This window comes from Isoptericola sp. NPDC056605, assembly GCF_042792795.1.
GTDB lineage: Bacteria > Actinomycetota > Actinomycetes > Actinomycetales > Cellulomonadaceae > Isoptericola.
Genome location: NZ_JBHTVT010000011.1, coordinates 18,256 through 33,860, shown reverse-complemented (window position 1 = coordinate 33,860; position 15,605 = coordinate 18,256). Strand labels below are relative to the sequence as shown.

The 15,605-nt window shown below is 74.1% G+C and carries 12 protein-coding genes; 7 read left to right on the top strand and 5 right to left on the bottom strand.

What is annotated here, in order from left to right:
• Positions 1-74: 74 nt before the first annotated feature.
• Positions 75-968 carry a hypothetical protein gene (locus ACFQ8Y_RS12660; protein WP_430564422.1) on the top strand — a complete coding sequence of 298 codons (894 nt, stop codon included), beginning with the start codon at positions 75-77 and terminating at the stop codon, positions 966-968.
• Positions 969-1,120: 152 nt separating this feature from the next.
• On the opposite strand, the gene ACFQ8Y_RS12655 is transcribed toward ACFQ8Y_RS12660, so the two are convergent.
• The 4 genes from ACFQ8Y_RS12655 to ACFQ8Y_RS12640 are packed head-to-tail and all read right to left on the bottom strand — an operon-like array spanning position 1,121 to position 5,426.
• Entirely contained in the window at positions 1,121-1,906 is a 786-nt protein-coding gene (locus ACFQ8Y_RS12655) for an ABC transporter ATP-binding protein (RefSeq protein ID WP_430550922.1), read from the bottom strand.
• Positions 1,903-2,883: an ABC transporter ATP-binding protein gene (locus tag ACFQ8Y_RS12650; protein WP_430585658.1), complete on the bottom strand. Its 981-nt coding sequence runs from the start codon at positions 2,881-2,883 to the stop codon at positions 1,903-1,905. The genes ACFQ8Y_RS12655 and ACFQ8Y_RS12650 overlap by 4 nt, the downstream gene beginning before the upstream one ends.
• A gap of 1 nt (position 2,884) precedes the next feature.
• The gene (locus ACFQ8Y_RS12645; RefSeq protein ID WP_430564421.1) at positions 2,885-3,886 is read right to left on the bottom strand and encodes a branched-chain amino acid ABC transporter permease; all 1,002 of its coding nucleotides are present in this window, start codon (positions 3,884-3,886) and stop codon (positions 2,885-2,887) included.
• Between the two features lie 13 nt (positions 3,887-3,899).
• Entirely contained in the window at positions 3,900-5,426 is a 1,527-nt protein-coding gene (locus tag ACFQ8Y_RS12640) for a branched-chain amino acid ABC transporter permease (protein WP_430550925.1), read from the bottom strand.
• 240 nt (positions 5,427-5,666) lie between these two features.
• Between ACFQ8Y_RS12640 and ACFQ8Y_RS12635 the strand changes: the two genes are divergently transcribed.
• From ACFQ8Y_RS12635 to ACFQ8Y_RS12610, 6 genes are all read left to right on the top strand, one after another.
• The gene (locus ACFQ8Y_RS12635) at positions 5,667-7,892 is read left to right on the top strand and encodes a S9 family peptidase (RefSeq protein ID WP_430585733.1); all 2,226 of its coding nucleotides are present in this window, start codon (positions 5,667-5,669) and stop codon (positions 7,890-7,892) included.
• 184 nt (positions 7,893-8,076) lie between these two features.
• Positions 8,077-9,099: a 3-oxoacyl-ACP synthase III gene (locus ACFQ8Y_RS12630; protein WP_430550926.1), complete on the top strand. Its 1,023-nt coding sequence runs from the start codon at positions 8,077-8,079 to the stop codon at positions 9,097-9,099.
• 2 nt (positions 9,100-9,101) lie between these two features.
• A complete protein-coding gene (locus ACFQ8Y_RS12625; RefSeq protein WP_430585657.1) occupies positions 9,102-11,870 on the top strand; it encodes an alpha/beta fold hydrolase in 2,769 nt (922 codons plus the stop codon).
• A 29-nt stretch (positions 11,871-11,899) separates the two neighbouring features.
• Positions 11,900-12,907, top strand: coding sequence for an NAD-dependent epimerase/dehydratase family protein (locus ACFQ8Y_RS12620; protein ID WP_430585656.1), 1,008 nt, complete (start codon positions 11,900-11,902; stop codon positions 12,905-12,907).
• A gap of 139 nt (positions 12,908-13,046) precedes the next feature.
• Positions 13,047-14,318: an anion permease gene (locus ACFQ8Y_RS12615; RefSeq protein WP_430564418.1), complete on the top strand. Its 1,272-nt coding sequence runs from the start codon at positions 13,047-13,049 to the stop codon at positions 14,316-14,318.
• A complete protein-coding gene (locus ACFQ8Y_RS12610; RefSeq protein WP_430585655.1) occupies positions 14,315-14,626 on the top strand; it encodes a hypothetical protein in 312 nt (103 codons plus the stop codon). Before ACFQ8Y_RS12615 ends, ACFQ8Y_RS12610 begins: the two co-directional genes overlap by 4 nt.
• Before the next feature lie 81 nt (positions 14,627-14,707).
• Here ACFQ8Y_RS12610 and ACFQ8Y_RS12605 read toward each other — a convergent pair whose 3' ends face one another.
• Entirely contained in the window at positions 14,708-15,595 is an 888-nt protein-coding gene (locus ACFQ8Y_RS12605; protein WP_430585654.1) for a CHAD domain-containing protein, read from the bottom strand.
• Between the last annotated feature and the right edge of the window lie 10 nt (positions 15,596-15,605).

Below are 15,605 nucleotides of genomic sequence, written 5' to 3'. Positions count from 1 at the left end.
CGCGCGACGGTTCATCCATGAGAGAGGCCGAACACCTTCCTGCGATCAGGCGCATCACCGGAATCCTCGACAGCATGAACGCTCCCGGCTCGCCGTTGCCCACGATGCTCTCGGCAGACGCCACGCACCCGCCCCTCGTGCCGGACGCGCTGGAGCTCGTCCCGGCCGACGACGTCGTCGTGCCGCCCTCTCACGAGGAGGCGATCCTCGCCCTGGTGCGCGAGGTGGCAGACGGCACCGCGGCGCCGCTGTGGTTCAGCCACGAGACCGCGGCGATGCTTCACGGGGCGTGGACGTATCGCACGCCGCAGCTCGTGCATCTCACGCGCGAAGGGAACCCCCACGTGGACGGGGAGGGCGAACCGTCGGTGCGTCGTCACCACACGCCGATGCCGCAGCAGGACCGGGCCGACGTCCGCGGCATCCCGGTGACGTCGCTCGCGCGCACGCTGGTCGACTGCATCCGTGCCCTCCCGCGCGACGGCGCGCTGGTCGCGTGCGACTCGCTGTTCCGCCGCGGTGCCGACCCGGCGGAGGTCTCCCGCATCGTGTCCGCGTCCCGGGGCAAGCGGGGCGTCGTCCAGGCACGAGAGATCCTCGACCTGTGCGACCCGCGCTCGGGGTCGCCAGGAGAGACGGTGACGAGGCTCGCTGCCTCGGACGTCGGGCTACCGCGACCCGAGTGCCAGCTCGAGGTGCCGACCGTGCGGGGGACGTTCTACGTCGATCTGGGCTGGGCGGACGTTCGCCTCGCTGTGGAGTTCGACGGACTGGTCAAGTACGACGACGTCGACGTCGAGCGCGTGCTCCGCGGCGAAGAGGCTCGGCAGAGTGCGCTCGAGGCCGCCGGGTGGATGGTCGTCCGGGTCCGGTGGGAGGAGCTGGACGACCTGGCGGCGCTGGAGCAGCGCCTGCGCCGCGCGTACCTCGTCGCTCGGCGTCGTGCCTTGCTCGGGCTGACCGCCTGAACGACGACCGATCCTCCCGCGGCAACGGCGGCGGCTGCTCTGTTGAGCGGCCGCCGCCGTACTCGCGAGGTGCCTCCCTGGCCGGGCCCGAACTACCTCGGCCCGAATCGAACTACCTCGGCGCGATGCGAACTACCTCGGCGGGGGTGGGGCTACTTCGTGTCCTCGGCGAGGGAGCCGAGGTACAGGGAGATGACCTTCGGGTCGGACTGCAGCTCGCGCCCCGTGCCGGTGTACGCGTCCTTGCCCTGGTCGAGCACGTAGCCGCGATCGCAGATCTGCAGGCAGCGGCGGGCGTTCTGCTCCACCATGATGATCGACACGCCGGCCTTGTTGATCATCCGGGTGCGCAGGAACGTCTCGTCCTGACGCACCGGGGACAGGCCTGCCGAGGGCTCGTCGAGCAGCAGCACCGACGGGTTCATCATGAGCGCCCGGGCCATGGCCACCATCTGCCGCTCGCCTCCGGACATGGCGCCCGCCCGCTGGGTGCGGCGCTCGTGCAGCACGGGGAACAGGTCGCGGATGAACGACCAGCGCTCGTCGAAGACCCTTGGGCGCAGGTACACCCCCATCCGCATGTTCTCCTCGACCGACAACGACGGGAAGACGTTGTTGGTCTGCGGCACGAACCCGACGCCGCGCGCCACGAGGGTGTTCGCCTTCATCCCGGTGATGTCCTCACCGCCGAGGGTCACGGTGCCGGAGTGGATCTTGACCAGCCCGAACAACGCCTTGAGCAGTGTGGACTTGCCGGCACCGTTGGGGCCGATGATGCCGACCAGCTCGCCCTTGCCCACCTCGATCGAGCAGCCGTCGAGGATGTGCACCCCGGGCAGGTAGCCCGCGACGAGGTTGTCGGCCCGCAGCAGGAGCTCCTTCCCCTCGGGGACGCCGCCGGGGTGCGCGGGGGTCGTGAGTGTCGAGGTGTCGCTCATCGCTTCTCCTCCTCGGCCTCGAGGCGGGCCAGGATCTCGGGGTCGAGCAGGGAGTCGTCGCCCAGGTCGGTGTCGTGGTGGGCGCCGAGGTACGCGTCGACCACGGCCTGGTCCTGCATGACGGTCGCCGGCGGGCCCTCGGCCACGATCCGGCCCTCCGCCATCACCACCACCCAGTCGGAGATGTGCCGCACGGCATGCATGTCGTGCTCGACGAACAGGACCGTCATGCCCTCGTCCCGCAGCGCCTGCACGTGCCCCAGGAGGGACTGCACGAGGGCGGGGTTCACGCCCGCCATCGGCTCGTCGAGCATGATCATCGTCGGGTCGGTCATGAGGGCGCGCGCCATCTCGAGCAGCTTGCGCTGCCCGCCGGACAGCGACCCGGCGAAGTCGTCGGCCTTCGCGTCGAGCTTGAACCGGGCGAGGATCTCCATCGCCTTCTCGGTGGCGGCCTTCTCGTGCCCCTGCCAGGTGAACGGCAGCCAGGAGAGCCAGAAGCGCTCGCCGGGGTTCTTCGGGGACGCGAGCAGCATGTTCTGCAGCACCGTGAGCCGCGACAGCGCCTTGGTGAGCTGGAACGTGCGCACCATCCCCTGCTGGGCGACGCGAGCCCCGCTCTTGCCGGCGAGCGACTTCCCCTCGAAGCTCCAGCGCCCGCTCTCGGGGGTGTCGAAGCCGGTGAGCAGGTTGAAGAACGTCGTCTTGCCGGCGCCGTTGGGGCCGATGAGCGCCGTGATGGCGCCGCGCTGCACCTCGAGGTGTGCGACGTCGACCGCCGTCATGCCGCCGAAGCGGCGCACGACGTCGTCGGCCACGAGGATGGCGTCCGGCTTGGGCGCCCCGACGACGGGCTCGACCTGCGCGAGGTCGTCGCGCGCCTCGGCGGCGACGGCGGAGGTGGGGGCGACGGCGGCCGCGGCCGCCGCGTCGACGACGGACTCGGGCTGGTCGCCGGCTGTGGTCTCTTCGGACATGTCAGCGGACATTGAAGGCCAGCTCCTTCTTGTTACCGAGGATGCCCTGCGGCCTGAAGATCACGAGGAGCATGAGGGTGATACCCACCAGCATGCCGCCGATCTGCTCCACGTTGGTGGTGCTGATGATCTCTCCCACCCCGGTGTTCTCGGACAGGGCGCGCATCCCGGTGCGCATGAACATGTAGGCGCCGAAGAAGATCATCGCGCCGAGCACCGGGCCGAAGACGGTCGCGGCCCCGCCGAGCAGCAGCACGGTCCACACGAAGAACGTCATGGTGCGCCCCATCGCGTCCGGGGCGATGGTGATCGGCAGCACGTAGAGGACGCCGCCGAGCGCGCCGAGCATGCCGCCCAGCACCAGCGACTGCAGCTTGTACGAGTACACGTTCTTGCCGAGCGCCCGCACGGCGTCCTCGTCCTCGCGGATGCCCTTGAGGACGCGGCCCCACGGGCTGCGGGTGATGAGCCAGACGAACAGCAGGGCCAGGGCGACGACGCCCCACGCGAAGAGGCGCGTCCACCAGGAGTCGGAGCCGGTGTTGATGTACTCGAGCGGCCCGATCACCGTGCGACCGTCGGGCAGGGGTGACAGGTCCTGGAAGGTGCCCTTGTAGTTGCGGCCCTGGAGCCCGGAGGCCCCGCCGGTCCACTCCTGCAACCAGGTGGACCGCCCGATCCACCGGATGATCTCCGCGGCGGAGATGGTGACGATCGCCAGGTAGTCGCCGCGCAGCTGCAGCGTCGGGATGCCGAGGACCAGAGCGAACAACAGCCCCGCGATCAGGGCGACGAGCAGCGCGACGAAGAACGGGGCACCGGCGATCGTCGCGATGCCGAAGCCGTACGCGCCGAGCAGCATGAAGCCCGCCTGGCCCATGTTGAGCAGGCCCGTGTACCCGAAGTGCAGGTTGAGGCCGATCGCCGCGACGGCGTAGGCCGCCGTCGTCGGGGCGATGAGCTCGGCGAGCGACTGGGTGAGGATTCTGAGGAACTCGTCCATGGTCGGTCTCCCTTCAGCCGATCCGCTCGCGGCGGCCCAGGATGCCCTGCGGCCTGATCAGGAGCACGAGGATGAGGATCACGAGCGCCGACGCGTACCGCAGGTCGCTCTGGATCACGAGGTTGGACAGCTCGACGACCAGGCCGATGAGGATCGACCCGACGAGGGCGCCGAAGGCGGTGCCGAGCCCGCCGAGGGTCACGGCCGCGAACATGAGCAGCAGCAGCTGCACGCCGAGCTGCCAGTTGAACGACCCGAACGAGATGCCCCACATGAGCCCGGCCAGCGCGGCGAACGCGGTGGCGAGGATCCACACGACGCGGACCACCTTGTCGGGGTCGATGCCGGTGGCCGAGGCCAGGGCCGGGTTGTCGGACACGGCGCGGGTGGCCCGGCCCAGCCGGGTGCGGGTGAGGAAGAGCGCGAAGCCGATCAGGCAGACCAGCGCGACCGCCATCGAGATCCACGACGTCGTGCTGAGGGTGATCCCGAGCAGCGTCAGGGGCCGCGGGTTGGCCGACAGGATGCGCTCCGACCCGCCGCCGATGAGCAGCTGGATCACGTACTGCAGCGTGATCGACAACCCGATCGAGACGATCATCAGCTGCATCACGGGAGTGCCTCTGCGGCGTAGCGGGCGCCAGATGGCCGCATCCTGCGCGACGCCGGTGAGGGCGCAGACGGCGATGGTCAGCAGGCCACCGACCCAGATCGACATCCCCATCTGGTTGATGGCGATGAAGCCGAGCGCGGCACCGAGGGCGAACTGCTCGCCGTGGGCGAAGTTCGACATCCCGGTGGTGCCGAAGACGAGGTTGAGCCCGATGGACGCGAGCGCGAGCAGCAGGCCGAAGCGGATGCCGGAGCCGAACTGCTGCCACACCTGGCCCCAGGAGAACGCCCGCTCGGAGGCGTCGCCCTCCGGCGCCGTCGCGACGCCGTCACCCTCGGTGGTGGTGTCGGTGCCCGCGTCGGTGCCGTCGTCGCCGCCCGGTGCCGCCGTGGTGGCCTCGGCGCTGGGGCTCTCGGAGGCCACCGCCTCGCCGCCGACCCGGAAGGCGGCCCGTCCGGTGCCGCCGGTCTGGGCGGTGACCTGGAGCTCGGTCGACGCGCCTTCCGGCAGCTGCTCGCCCGCAGGCAGGGACGCGGGGTCGAGGGTGAGGATGTAGCGGCCGACCTCGGGCACCGCCACCGACACGGGAGCGTCGGCCGTGGTGGTGACGGTCTCGTCGAAGCCGCCGGGCCCGGTGATGGTCACCTCGGCGTCGGCGATCCGGTCGCCCGCGTCGTTCATGACGACGACGGCGACGCAGGCCGTCGAGTCGTCGGGTCTGCAGTCGGTCGCGACGGTGGTCGCGACCCTCGTGCCGGTGGTACTTCCTGTGCTGGTGCTGGTGACGGCGCTGCTGGTGTGCGCCACGTCTGCCCCCGGCGTCGCCTGCGCTGGTGGCGAGGCGAGCACAGCGGGTGCGAGGGCGATCGCGAGTGCTGCCACCGTGCGGCGCAGTGCGATCGCCCTGGTCGGTCGGTCCGTCGTCATCGGCCGGGTCCTCCGTGTGTCGATGTCGTTCCCCCGGGGGCGAGCCCGGGGTTCCGCCCGCTCACCCCGTCGATGCAGGGACACTAAAGGCCCCATGTATCCCCGGCGTTTCGCGAGCGTGCCGCGAGTGTAGCCACGAAAATGTGACCCAAATGACAGATCCAGGTCACAGTCCGGCATCACGCGGGCGGAATCCGCGCCTCGCCGCCGCGGACCTAGGCTGGCCGGGTGCCCGACGACCTGACCGCTCCCACTGACCTCGAAGCCTCCGACGACGCCTCCCCTGGAGCCGTCCCCGACCGCGCTCCCGTCGCGGAGCGCCGCCCCACGGTCCGCCGTCACCACGGCGACGAGGTCGTCGACGACTACGAGTGGCTGCGCGACAAGTCCTCGCCCGAGGTGCTGGCGCACCTGGAGGCGGAGAACGCGTGGACGCAGGCGCAGCTGGCGCACCTGGCGCCGCTGCGGCAGGCGGTCTTCGACGAGATCAAGGCGCGCACGCTCGAGTCCGACCTGTCGGTGCCCGTGCGGATGGGCGGGGCCTGGTACTACACGCGCACCGAGGAGGGCCGGCAGTACCCGATCCACGCGCGCGTGCCCGCCGCGGGGGAGTGGGCGCCCCCGCGCATCGAGGCGGGCACGGTGCCGGCGGGCGAGCAGGTGCTGCTCGACCAGAACGCCGCGGCCGCGGGCCACGACTTCTTCTCCCTCGGCTCGTTCGACGTGTCCGAGGACGGCGCGCGGCTGGCCTACGCCGTCGACACCCAGGGCGACGAACGGTTCACGCTGCGCGTGCGCGACCTGACCACGGGCACGGACCTGCCCGACGTCGTGGAGGACACGTTCCCGGGCGCCGTCCTCACGCCCGACGGCCGGTACGTCTTCTACCCCACGGTCGACGACGCGTGGCGGCCGTACCGGATCTGGCGGCACGAGGTCGGCACGCCGTCGTCCGACGACGTGCTGGTGCTGGAGGAGCCCGACGAGCGGTTCTGGATCGGCGTCGGGCTCACGCGCTCGCGCCGCTACCTGGTGATCGAGGCCGGGTCCAAGACGACCAGCGAGGCGCGCGTCCTGGAGGCCGACGACCCGACGGGCGAGTTCCGCGTCGTGTGGGAGCGGCGGGACGACGTCGAGTACACGGTGGAGCACGCCGTGATGGGGGACGGCGAGGGGCGCGACGCGCTCCTCGTGCTGCACAACGACGGCGCGGAGAACTTCGAGCTGGTCGTGACGGACGTCCCCGCGACGGGCGACGGCGCGACGGCGACCCCGCTGGACCCGGCGCAGGCGCGCGTCGTCGTGCCCCACGACCCGGACGTGCGGCTCGAGGGCGTGGACGCCTTCGCCCACCACGTGGTGCTGAGCCTGCGGCGCGAGGCGCTGCCGCGCGTCGCCGTCGTGGACCTTGCCGACACCGCGCGCACCACCGCGGACCAGCCGTGGACGGCGCGGGAGATCGACGTCGACGAGCCGCTGTTCTCCGTGGCCCTCGACGCGAACCCCGCGTGGGAGCAGCCGCTGCTGCGGGTGCAGCACACGTCGTTCGTCACGCCCGCCACCGTGGTGGACGTCGACCTCGCCACCGGTGAGCGGCACGTGCGCAAGCGGCAGCCCGTGCTCGGCGGCTACGACCCGGCCGACTACGCCCAGCACCGCGAGTGGGCGACGGCCGAGGACGGCACGCGCGTGCCGATCAGCCTGGTGTGGCGGCGCGACGCGGTGACGCTCGACGGGTCCGGGACGCGCGCCGAGCCCGCGCCGCTGCTGCTGTACTCGTACGGCGCGTACGAGACGAGCATCGACCCGTACTTCTCCGTCCCGCGCCTCAGCCTGCTCGACCGTGGCGTCGTCTTCGCCGTCGCGCACGTGCGCGGCGGCGGCGAGCTGGGCCGGCACTGGTACGACGACGGCAAGCTCGCGGCCAAGGAGCACACCTTCAGCGACCTCGTCGCGTGCGGGCGGCACCTCGTGGAGACGGGGTGGACGTCGCCGGAGCGGATGGTGGCCGACGGCGCCAGCGCGGGCGGGCTCACCGTGGGCGCGGCGCTCAACCTGGCGCCCGACCTGTTCGCGGGCGTGCTCGCCGGCGTGCCGTTCGTCGACGCGCTCACCTCGATGCTCGACCCGACGCTGCCGCTCACCGTCGTCGAGTGGGACGAGTGGGGCGACCCCCTGCACGATCCCGAGGTGTACGGCCGCATGAAGGGGTATGCGCCGTACGAGAACGTGCCCGACGACGCGTCGGCCTACCCGCGGGTCCTGGCCACGACGTCCCTGCACGACACGCGCGTGCTGTACGTCGAGCCCGCCAAGTGGGTCGCGCGGCTGCGGGCCGCCGGCGCCCCGGCGCTGCTGAAGATCGAGATGTCCGCCGGGCACGGCGGCGTCTCCGGGCGCTACGCGCGCTGGGAGGAGATCGCGTTCGAGCACGCGTGGACGCTCGACGTCCTCGGCGCGGCGTGAGGGACGTCCGGGCGTCCGGTGCGCGTCCCGGGTGAACCCTGCGTGGCCGATCCCACATCGCGGGGTTGGAACGGCGGGCGGGCCTCGGACGTCGTAACGTCGCGGGGCCGGGGTCGTGCGGCCCCGCCAACTCGTCGCTGAGCCGGCTCCGTGCGGCACGCACGACCGGTCGTCTGGAGCTCGTGTGTCAGGAAACGCCACCACCAGGTTCGCAGGTGTCTCCCTGCTGGCCGTGACCAGCAGGATCCCGGCCGGGGTGCGGACCTCGGCCGCCGTGCAGCAGCGGCTCGCCCCCGCGCTGCGGCGCCTGCGGCTCCCCACCTCGCTGCTCGAGCGCGTCGCCGGCGTGCGGGAACGGCGCGCCTGGGCCGCCGACGAGGACGTGGACGACGCGACCGTCGCCGCCGGGCGCGAGGCGCTCGCCGTCGCTGGTGTCGAGGCCGCCGACGTCGGCCTGCTGATCAACACCTCCGTGACGCGCCGGCACCTCGAGCCGTCCGTCGCGGTGCGGCTGCACCACGGGCTCGGCCTGCCGTCGTCGGCCGTGAACTTCGACGTCGCCAACGCCTGCCTCGGCTTCATCAACGGCATGAGCCTCGCCGCCGGGATGATCGAGTCGGGGCAGGTCCGGTACGCCGTCGTCGTCGACGGCGAGGACGCCGACATCATCCACGACCGCACCATCGAGCGGCTGCTGCGCGAGGACCGCAGCCGCGACGACTTCATGCAGGAGTTCGCGTCCCTCACCCTCGGCTCGGGCTCCGCCGCGGCCGTCCTGGGCCGCACGGACGAGCACCCCGAGGGCCACCGCGTCCTCGGCGGCGTCACGCGCGCCGCCACGAGGTTCCACGACCTGTGCGTGGGCAGCACCGAGGGCATGTTCACGGACGCGAAGGCGCTGCTCGACGGCGGCCTCGAGCTCGTCGTCGACGCCTGGAAGGACGCCGTCGCGGACTGGGACTGGGCGACGATGGACCGCTACGTCACCCACCAGGTCTCGCGCGTGCACACCGACGCCATCGTCGAGGCCGTCGGTCTCGACCGCGCCAAGGTGCCCACCACGTACGAGCGCCTCGGGAACGTCGGCCCGGCGTCGGTGCCCATCACGCTGGTGGAGCAGCAGGACTCGCTGAGCGCCGGGGACCGCGTGCTGCTCATGGGCGTCGGCTCCGGTATCAACACGGCGATGCTGGAGCTCGCGTGGTGACGGTGGCGACCCGCACCGTGCCCTCCACGACCCCCCGCCCCGCCGACACCGTGCCGCCGGGCCTGCCCGGCCTCGACGCGCGCCACAGCCACGTGCTCACCGACGCGCGCGGCGCGTCGTGGCACTACCTCGACAACGGGCCCGAGCTCGCGGCGCGCGGTCACGAGCCCGTCGGCACCGTGCTCGCCTTGCACGGCAACCCCACCTGGTCGTACCTGTGGCGGCGGCTGGTCGCCGACGCGCTGGACGCCGCCGGCGCCGGCGCGCCCGCGTGGCGCGTCGTCGCCGTCGACCAGCTCGAGATGGGCCTGTCGCAGCGCACCGGGGAGCACCGGCCGCTCGCGCGCCGGGTCGCCGACCTCGGCGCGTTCACCGACGCGCTCGGCCTGACGGGGCCGGTCGTGACGCTCGGCCACGACTGGGGCGGCGTCGTCTCGCTCGGCTGGGCGGTCGACCACCCCGACCTGCTCGCCGGCGTCGCGCTGCTCAACACGGCCGTGCACCAGCCGGACGACGCGCCCGTCCCGGCGCCCCTGCGCCTCGCCCTCGCCGGGCCCGTGCACCGCCTCGGCACGCGCACCACCCGTGCCTTCCTGGAGACGACGCTGTCGCTGGCCCGCCCCCGGCTGGCCGCCGACGTCGCCGCCGCGTACCGCCTGCCCTACCTCTCCGCCGACGAGCGTGACGGCATCGAGGGCTTCGTCGCCGACATCCCTGTGGACGGCGCCCACCCCAGCGCGCCCGAGCTGGACCGCATCGCCGCCGGCGTCGCCCGGCTCACCGTGCCCGCCGTCCTGCTGTGGGGGCCGCACGACCCGATCTTCTCCGACCGGTACCTCGACGACCTCGTCCGGCGGCTGCCGCACGCGCACGTGCACCGGTTCGCCGACGCCGGGCACCTGATCGCCGAGGACGCGGACTGGACTCCTGCTCTCTTCCGGTTCCTGCCTGAGGTGCTGTCGGCGGAGGGGTCGGCAACCCCGGGCACGGATGCGTTCACGGGCCCCAGGGGGCCCTCCACTTCGGGAATTCGTACATCCGTGCCCGAGGTTCCCGACCCCTCCGCCTCGAGCATCACCTCGCCGTCCGCTTCGCCGGACGACTCCGCGACACCGTTCGTGCCGCTGTGGACGGCGCTGGACGCGCGGGCCGACGACGACGCGCCGGCGGTGCTGGACATGACGACCTCCACGACGGCGGACGGGCGGCCGTTCACCGCGAGCTGGCGGGCGCTGGACCGGCAGGTGCGGCGCATCGCGGCCGGGCTGCACGGCATCGGGGTGCGGCACGGCGACCGAGTGTCGCTGCTGGTGGAGCCGGGGCCGACGCTGACGGCGCTGGTGTACGCGTGCCTGCGGATCGGCGCGGTCGTCGTGGTGGCCGACGCCGGGCTGGGCGTGCGGGGCCTGACGCGCGCGCAGCGGGGCGCGTGGCCGCGGTTCGTCGTCGCGCAGCGCAAGGCCCTGGCCGCGGCACGGGCGCTGGGCTGGCCCGGGGTGCGGATCTCGGCCGAGCCGCTGGCGCCCTCCGTGCGCCGCGCGCTCGGGGTGACGCACGAGCTGGTCGACGTCGCCCGGGCCGGCGAGGGACGCCCGCTGCCGCCGGAGCCCGGACCCCAGGACGAGGCCGCCGTGCTGTTCACGTCGGGCTCGACCGGGCCGGCGAAGGGCGTCGTCTACCGGCACGCCGAGCTGTCCGCGCTGCGGGACGCGCTCGCCGCGCACTTCGACGTCCGCCCGGAGACGGGCCTGGTCACCGGCTTCGCCCCGTTCGCGCTGCTGGGGCCGGCCCTCGGCACGCGGTCCGTCACGCCCGTGATGGAGGTGTCGTCGCCGGCCACGCTCACCGCGCGGGCCGTCGCCGACGCGGTGCGGGCCTCGGACGCGCGCATCGTCTTCCTGTCCCCGGCGGCGATCCTCAACGTCGTCGCGACCGCCGACGTCCTGGACGCCGGGGACCGGGAGGCCCTCGCGCGGGTGCAGACGTTCCTCTCGACGGGCGCCCCGATCTCGGCCGAGCTGCTGGGCTCGGCGGCCGAGCTCATGCCGTCCGCGACCCCGCACACGCCGTACGGGATGACGGAGTGCCTCCTCGTCACCGACATCACGCTCGGCGGGATCCGGGAGGCCGCCGAGGCGCCCGACGCCGGCGTCTGCGTGGGCCGGCCCGTCGGCGGCGGCGAGGTGCTGGTCAGCGCGCTCGACGACGACGGCGCGGCGACGGGCGCGCCGTCCGGGGCCCCGGGCGTGCTGGGCGAGGTCCTGGTGCGTGCCGGGCACCTCAAGGAGCGCTACGACCGCCTGTGGCTCACCGACGTCGAGGCCGAGCGCGACACCCCGCCGGGCCGGTGGCACCGCACGGGCGACGTCGGGCACCTGGACGACCGGGGCCGCCTGTGGATCGAGGGGCGCCTCGCGCACGTGCTGCGCACGGCCGACGGGCCCCTGGCGCCGGTGGGCACCGAGCAGCACGTGGAGCGGGTGCCCGAGGTCCGGCGCGCCGCCGTCGTCGGCGTCGGGCCCGCGGGGGTGCACCAGGCGGTGGCCGTCGTCGAGACGGTCGACGACGGTACAGGGCGCGCGCGCCGCCCCGGCCTCGCGCCCGACGAGCTCGCGGCCGCCGTCCGCGCCGCGTCGCCGGTACCCCTCGCGGCCGTGCTGGTCGTGCCGCGCATGCCCACCGACGTGCGGCACAACTCCAAGATCGACCGCACCCGGCTCGCGTCCTGGGCCGACCGGGTGCTCACCGGCGGGCGGGTGGGTCACCCGTGACCGCCCCCGCGCCCCGTGGGACCGTCCTGGTGACCGGCGCGTCCGGGCTGCTGGGCGGCGCGGTGGCCCGCGCCCTGGTGGCCAGGGGCGACGCCGTGCGCACGCTCCAGCGGCGCCCGTCCGGCGTCGACGGCGCGGCCGACGTGCTCGGCTCCGTCACCGACGCGGACGTCGTCGCGCGGGCCGTCGACGGGGCCGACGCGGTCGTGCACCTGGCGGCCAAGGTGTCGCTGGCGGGCTCGCCGGCGGAGTTCCACGAGGTGAACGTCGGCGGCACGCGGACCCTGCTGGACGCCGCCGAGCGCGCGGGCGTGCGCCGGTTCGTGCAGGTGTCCTCGCCGTCGGTCGCGCACCTGGGGACCTCCCTGGTCGGGGCGCCGGCCACCCCGGCCGACCCGGAGGGGGCGCGCGGCGAGTACGCGCGCACCAAGGCCGGCGCGGAGGTGCTCGCCCTGGGTCGGGACGCCGCCGGCGCAGGACCCGGTCGCGGAGGGATGCGCGTGGTCGCCGTCCGGCCGCACATCGTCTGGGGTCCGGGGGACACCCAGCTCGTGGAGCGCGTCGTCGACCGCGCGGCCCGCGGCCGCCTGCCGCTGCTGGGGCGCGGCGCGGCGCTCATCGACACGCTCTACGTGGACAACGCCGCCGACGGGATGCTCGCGGCCCTCGACCGCCTCGCCGACACGCCCGACGTCGTCGGCGGCCGGGCGTACGTGCTGACGAACGGCGAGCCACGCACCGTGGCCGACCTGCTGTCCGGCATCTGCCGTGCCGCGGGCGTGCGGCCCCCCGCGTGGCGCGTGCCCGCGGGCCTGGCGCGGTCGGCCGGCGGCCTCGTCGAGGCCGTCTGGAGGGTGCGCCCCGGTGCCGACGAGCCGCCCATGACGCGCTTCCTGGCCGAGCAGCTGTCCACCGCGCACTGGTTCGACCAGCGCGCCACGCACCGCGACCTGCGCTGGGTTCCCGGGGTGAGCGTCGACGAGGGGCTGCGCCGTCTGGCGGCGCACTACGGAGGCTCCGCGCCACCCCCGCGGTAGCTCTCGCGGACGCCGTCCGCCACGCGCGAGCACGACACGCCGCTGCCAGATGAACAACAGGTGAACAGTCCCGGAACAGTTCACCGAACGGCCCACCGGCGGTCGAAAACGCTCGGGTTCACCCCCCACGATGGGTGCCGTGACCGAGACGCTTCTGCTCGCGCTCGTCGTCGTGACCGCACTCGCCTTCGACTTCACGAACGGGTTCCACGACACGGGCAACGCGATGGCCACCTCCATCGCCACCCGAGCCCTCAAGCCCCGGACCGCCGTCGCGCTGTCCGCCGTCCTCAACCTCGTCGGCGCCTTCCTCTCCCTCGCCGTGGCCGCCACGATCGCCAAGGGCATCGTCGACGCCGGGGTGATCACCCTGCCCGTCGTGCTCGCCGGCCTGGTCGGCGGCATCGTGTGGAACCTCATCACCTGGCTGTTCGGCATCCCCTCCAGCTCCTCGCACGCCCTCGTGGGCGGCATGGTGGGCGCCGTGCTCGCCGCCGTCGGCACGTCGGGCGTGCTGTGGGAGGGCGTGATCGCCAAGGTGCTCGTGCCCGCCCTCATCGCCCCCGTGGTCGCCATCGCGGTGGCCGGCGTGGGCACCTGGCTCGTGGCCCGCCTGACGCGCGGCGTGCCGCAGGACGTGACGAACCGCGGCTTCCGCTGGGGCCAGATCGGCTCCGCGTCGCTCGTCTCCCTGGCGCACGGCACCAACGACGCGCAGAAGTCGATGGGCATCATCCTGCTCGCGCTCATCGCGGGCGGCGCCGTGCCGGCCGACTCCGGCGTGCCGTTCTGGGTCATCGTGTCCTGCGCCGTCGCGATGGCGGTCGGCACCTACCTGGGCGGCTGGCGCGTCATCCGCACGCTCGGCAAGGGGCTTGTCGAGATCGACACCCGCCAGGGCATGGCCGCCGAGACGTCGTCCGCCGCCGTCATCCTGCTGTCCAGCCACTTCGGCTTCTCGCTCTCGACGACGCACGTCGCCACCGGTTCCGTGCTCGGGTCCGGCGTCGGCATGCCGGGCGCGAAGGTCCGGTGGAGCGTCGCGGGCCGCATGTTCGTGGCCTGGATGGTCACCCTCCCCGCCGCCGGCCTGGTCGGCGCGCTGTGCCACTGGCTCGAGTCGTCCATCGGCGGCGCCGCCGGCACGATCGCCGTCTTCCTGCTGCTGGTCGTCACCTCGGCGGCCATCTGGGTCGCGTCGCGCCGCAAGCCCGTCGACCACACCAACGTCAACGAGGCGTGGGACGAGGAGAAGGGCGCGTCCGTCGAGCCCGTCGCCGCCACCACCGGCGAGGCCGGCGGCGAGCGCGTCGGGCCCGTGCCCGCCGTGGCCACCGCCTCGTCCGTCGCGCCGGCCGTCGGCGCCGTGGGCACCGTCAGCGCCCCGTCCAACCCGAAGGTGGGAGCATGAACTTCATCGAGTGGGGCGCCCTCGGCCAGGTCCTCGTGGCCGGGCTGATCGTCGGCGCCGGTATCCCCGCGCTCTTCGCGCTCGGGCTGCGGCTGCTGGCCGGCACGACGTCGGCCGACCCGGCGGCGGCGCAGGCCGCGCCGTCGTCCGCTCCGCGCGGTGGCGACGCGAACGACGCTCCGACGTCGCGCGTGGTCGCCATCCCGCGCCCGTCGGCGGCCCGCCTCGCCGGCGCCATCGCCTGCATGGGCGTCGTGGTCGGCGCCATCGCCTTCGGTCTGGTCTTCCTGGTCTCCGGCGGCCACTGACCGTCACCTCGAGCACGCGATCCGTACCGCCAACCCTCCGTCCGGCGGTACGGATCGCGTGCTCGAAGGTCTCTCGGCCCCTCAGCGGACGGCCGCGGCCGCGGCGGCGAGAGCCTGCGCCGCGCGCTCGTCGCCCAGCCGCACGCACGCGGCGACGGCCGCGGCGGTCCGCGGCCCGGACAGGTCGAGGAGGGTCGCGCGCAGCACGTCCGCGTCGTGCACGCTGCCCAGCAGGTCCTGCAGCTCGCGATGGTGCGCGACGACGTCGTCCGCCCACCGGTCCGTGGCGAGGTCCCCGGAGCCGGCGAGCACCTCGGCGGCATAGCGCGCCCGCCGGGCCGCCTTGCGGAGCCGGTGCACGACGCCGGGCGCCGGCCGGTCGCCCGATCCGGGGTCACGCCACGCGGCCACCGGACCCGCGCGGCGCCCGACCCGGGCCAGCTCGCGCTCGACGCCGGGTCGCAGGGCCGTCGCGGCCGGCGTCCCGGGCCGGTCGGCCAGCGGGGGCGCGGCGGCGAGCACGTCGAGCCGCGCCGTGAGGTCCCGGCACCGGGCCGAGGCGAGCGCCGTCGCGACCTCCGCCCGGGCGGCGGCGTCGGCCGCGACCAGCGTGCCGTCGAGCGTCGCCAGCCCCGCGAGCACGTCCGGCGACGGGCGCTCGAGGTCTGCGGCGAGCGCCGCCAGGCCGGCGCGCCGCACCTCGGCGTCGCGCGCCGCGCCGAGGGTGCGCACCCACCAGGTGAGGGCCTCGACCGTGCCCGGCTCGGGCGCCGTGCAGCCCCGGAAGACGCGCAGCGTGGCACGCAGGCGCCGTACCGCCACCCGGGCGTCGTGCACCGCGTCGGGCGCGGCCTCCGGCGCACCCGACGCCCGCACCGCGGCCGCCCGGACGTCGTCGTGCCCGCGCAGGACCGCCTCCGCGTGGGTGCGGATCGCGGCGGCGAGGACGTCGCCGGCGGTGCGGGCCATGCTCGATCCT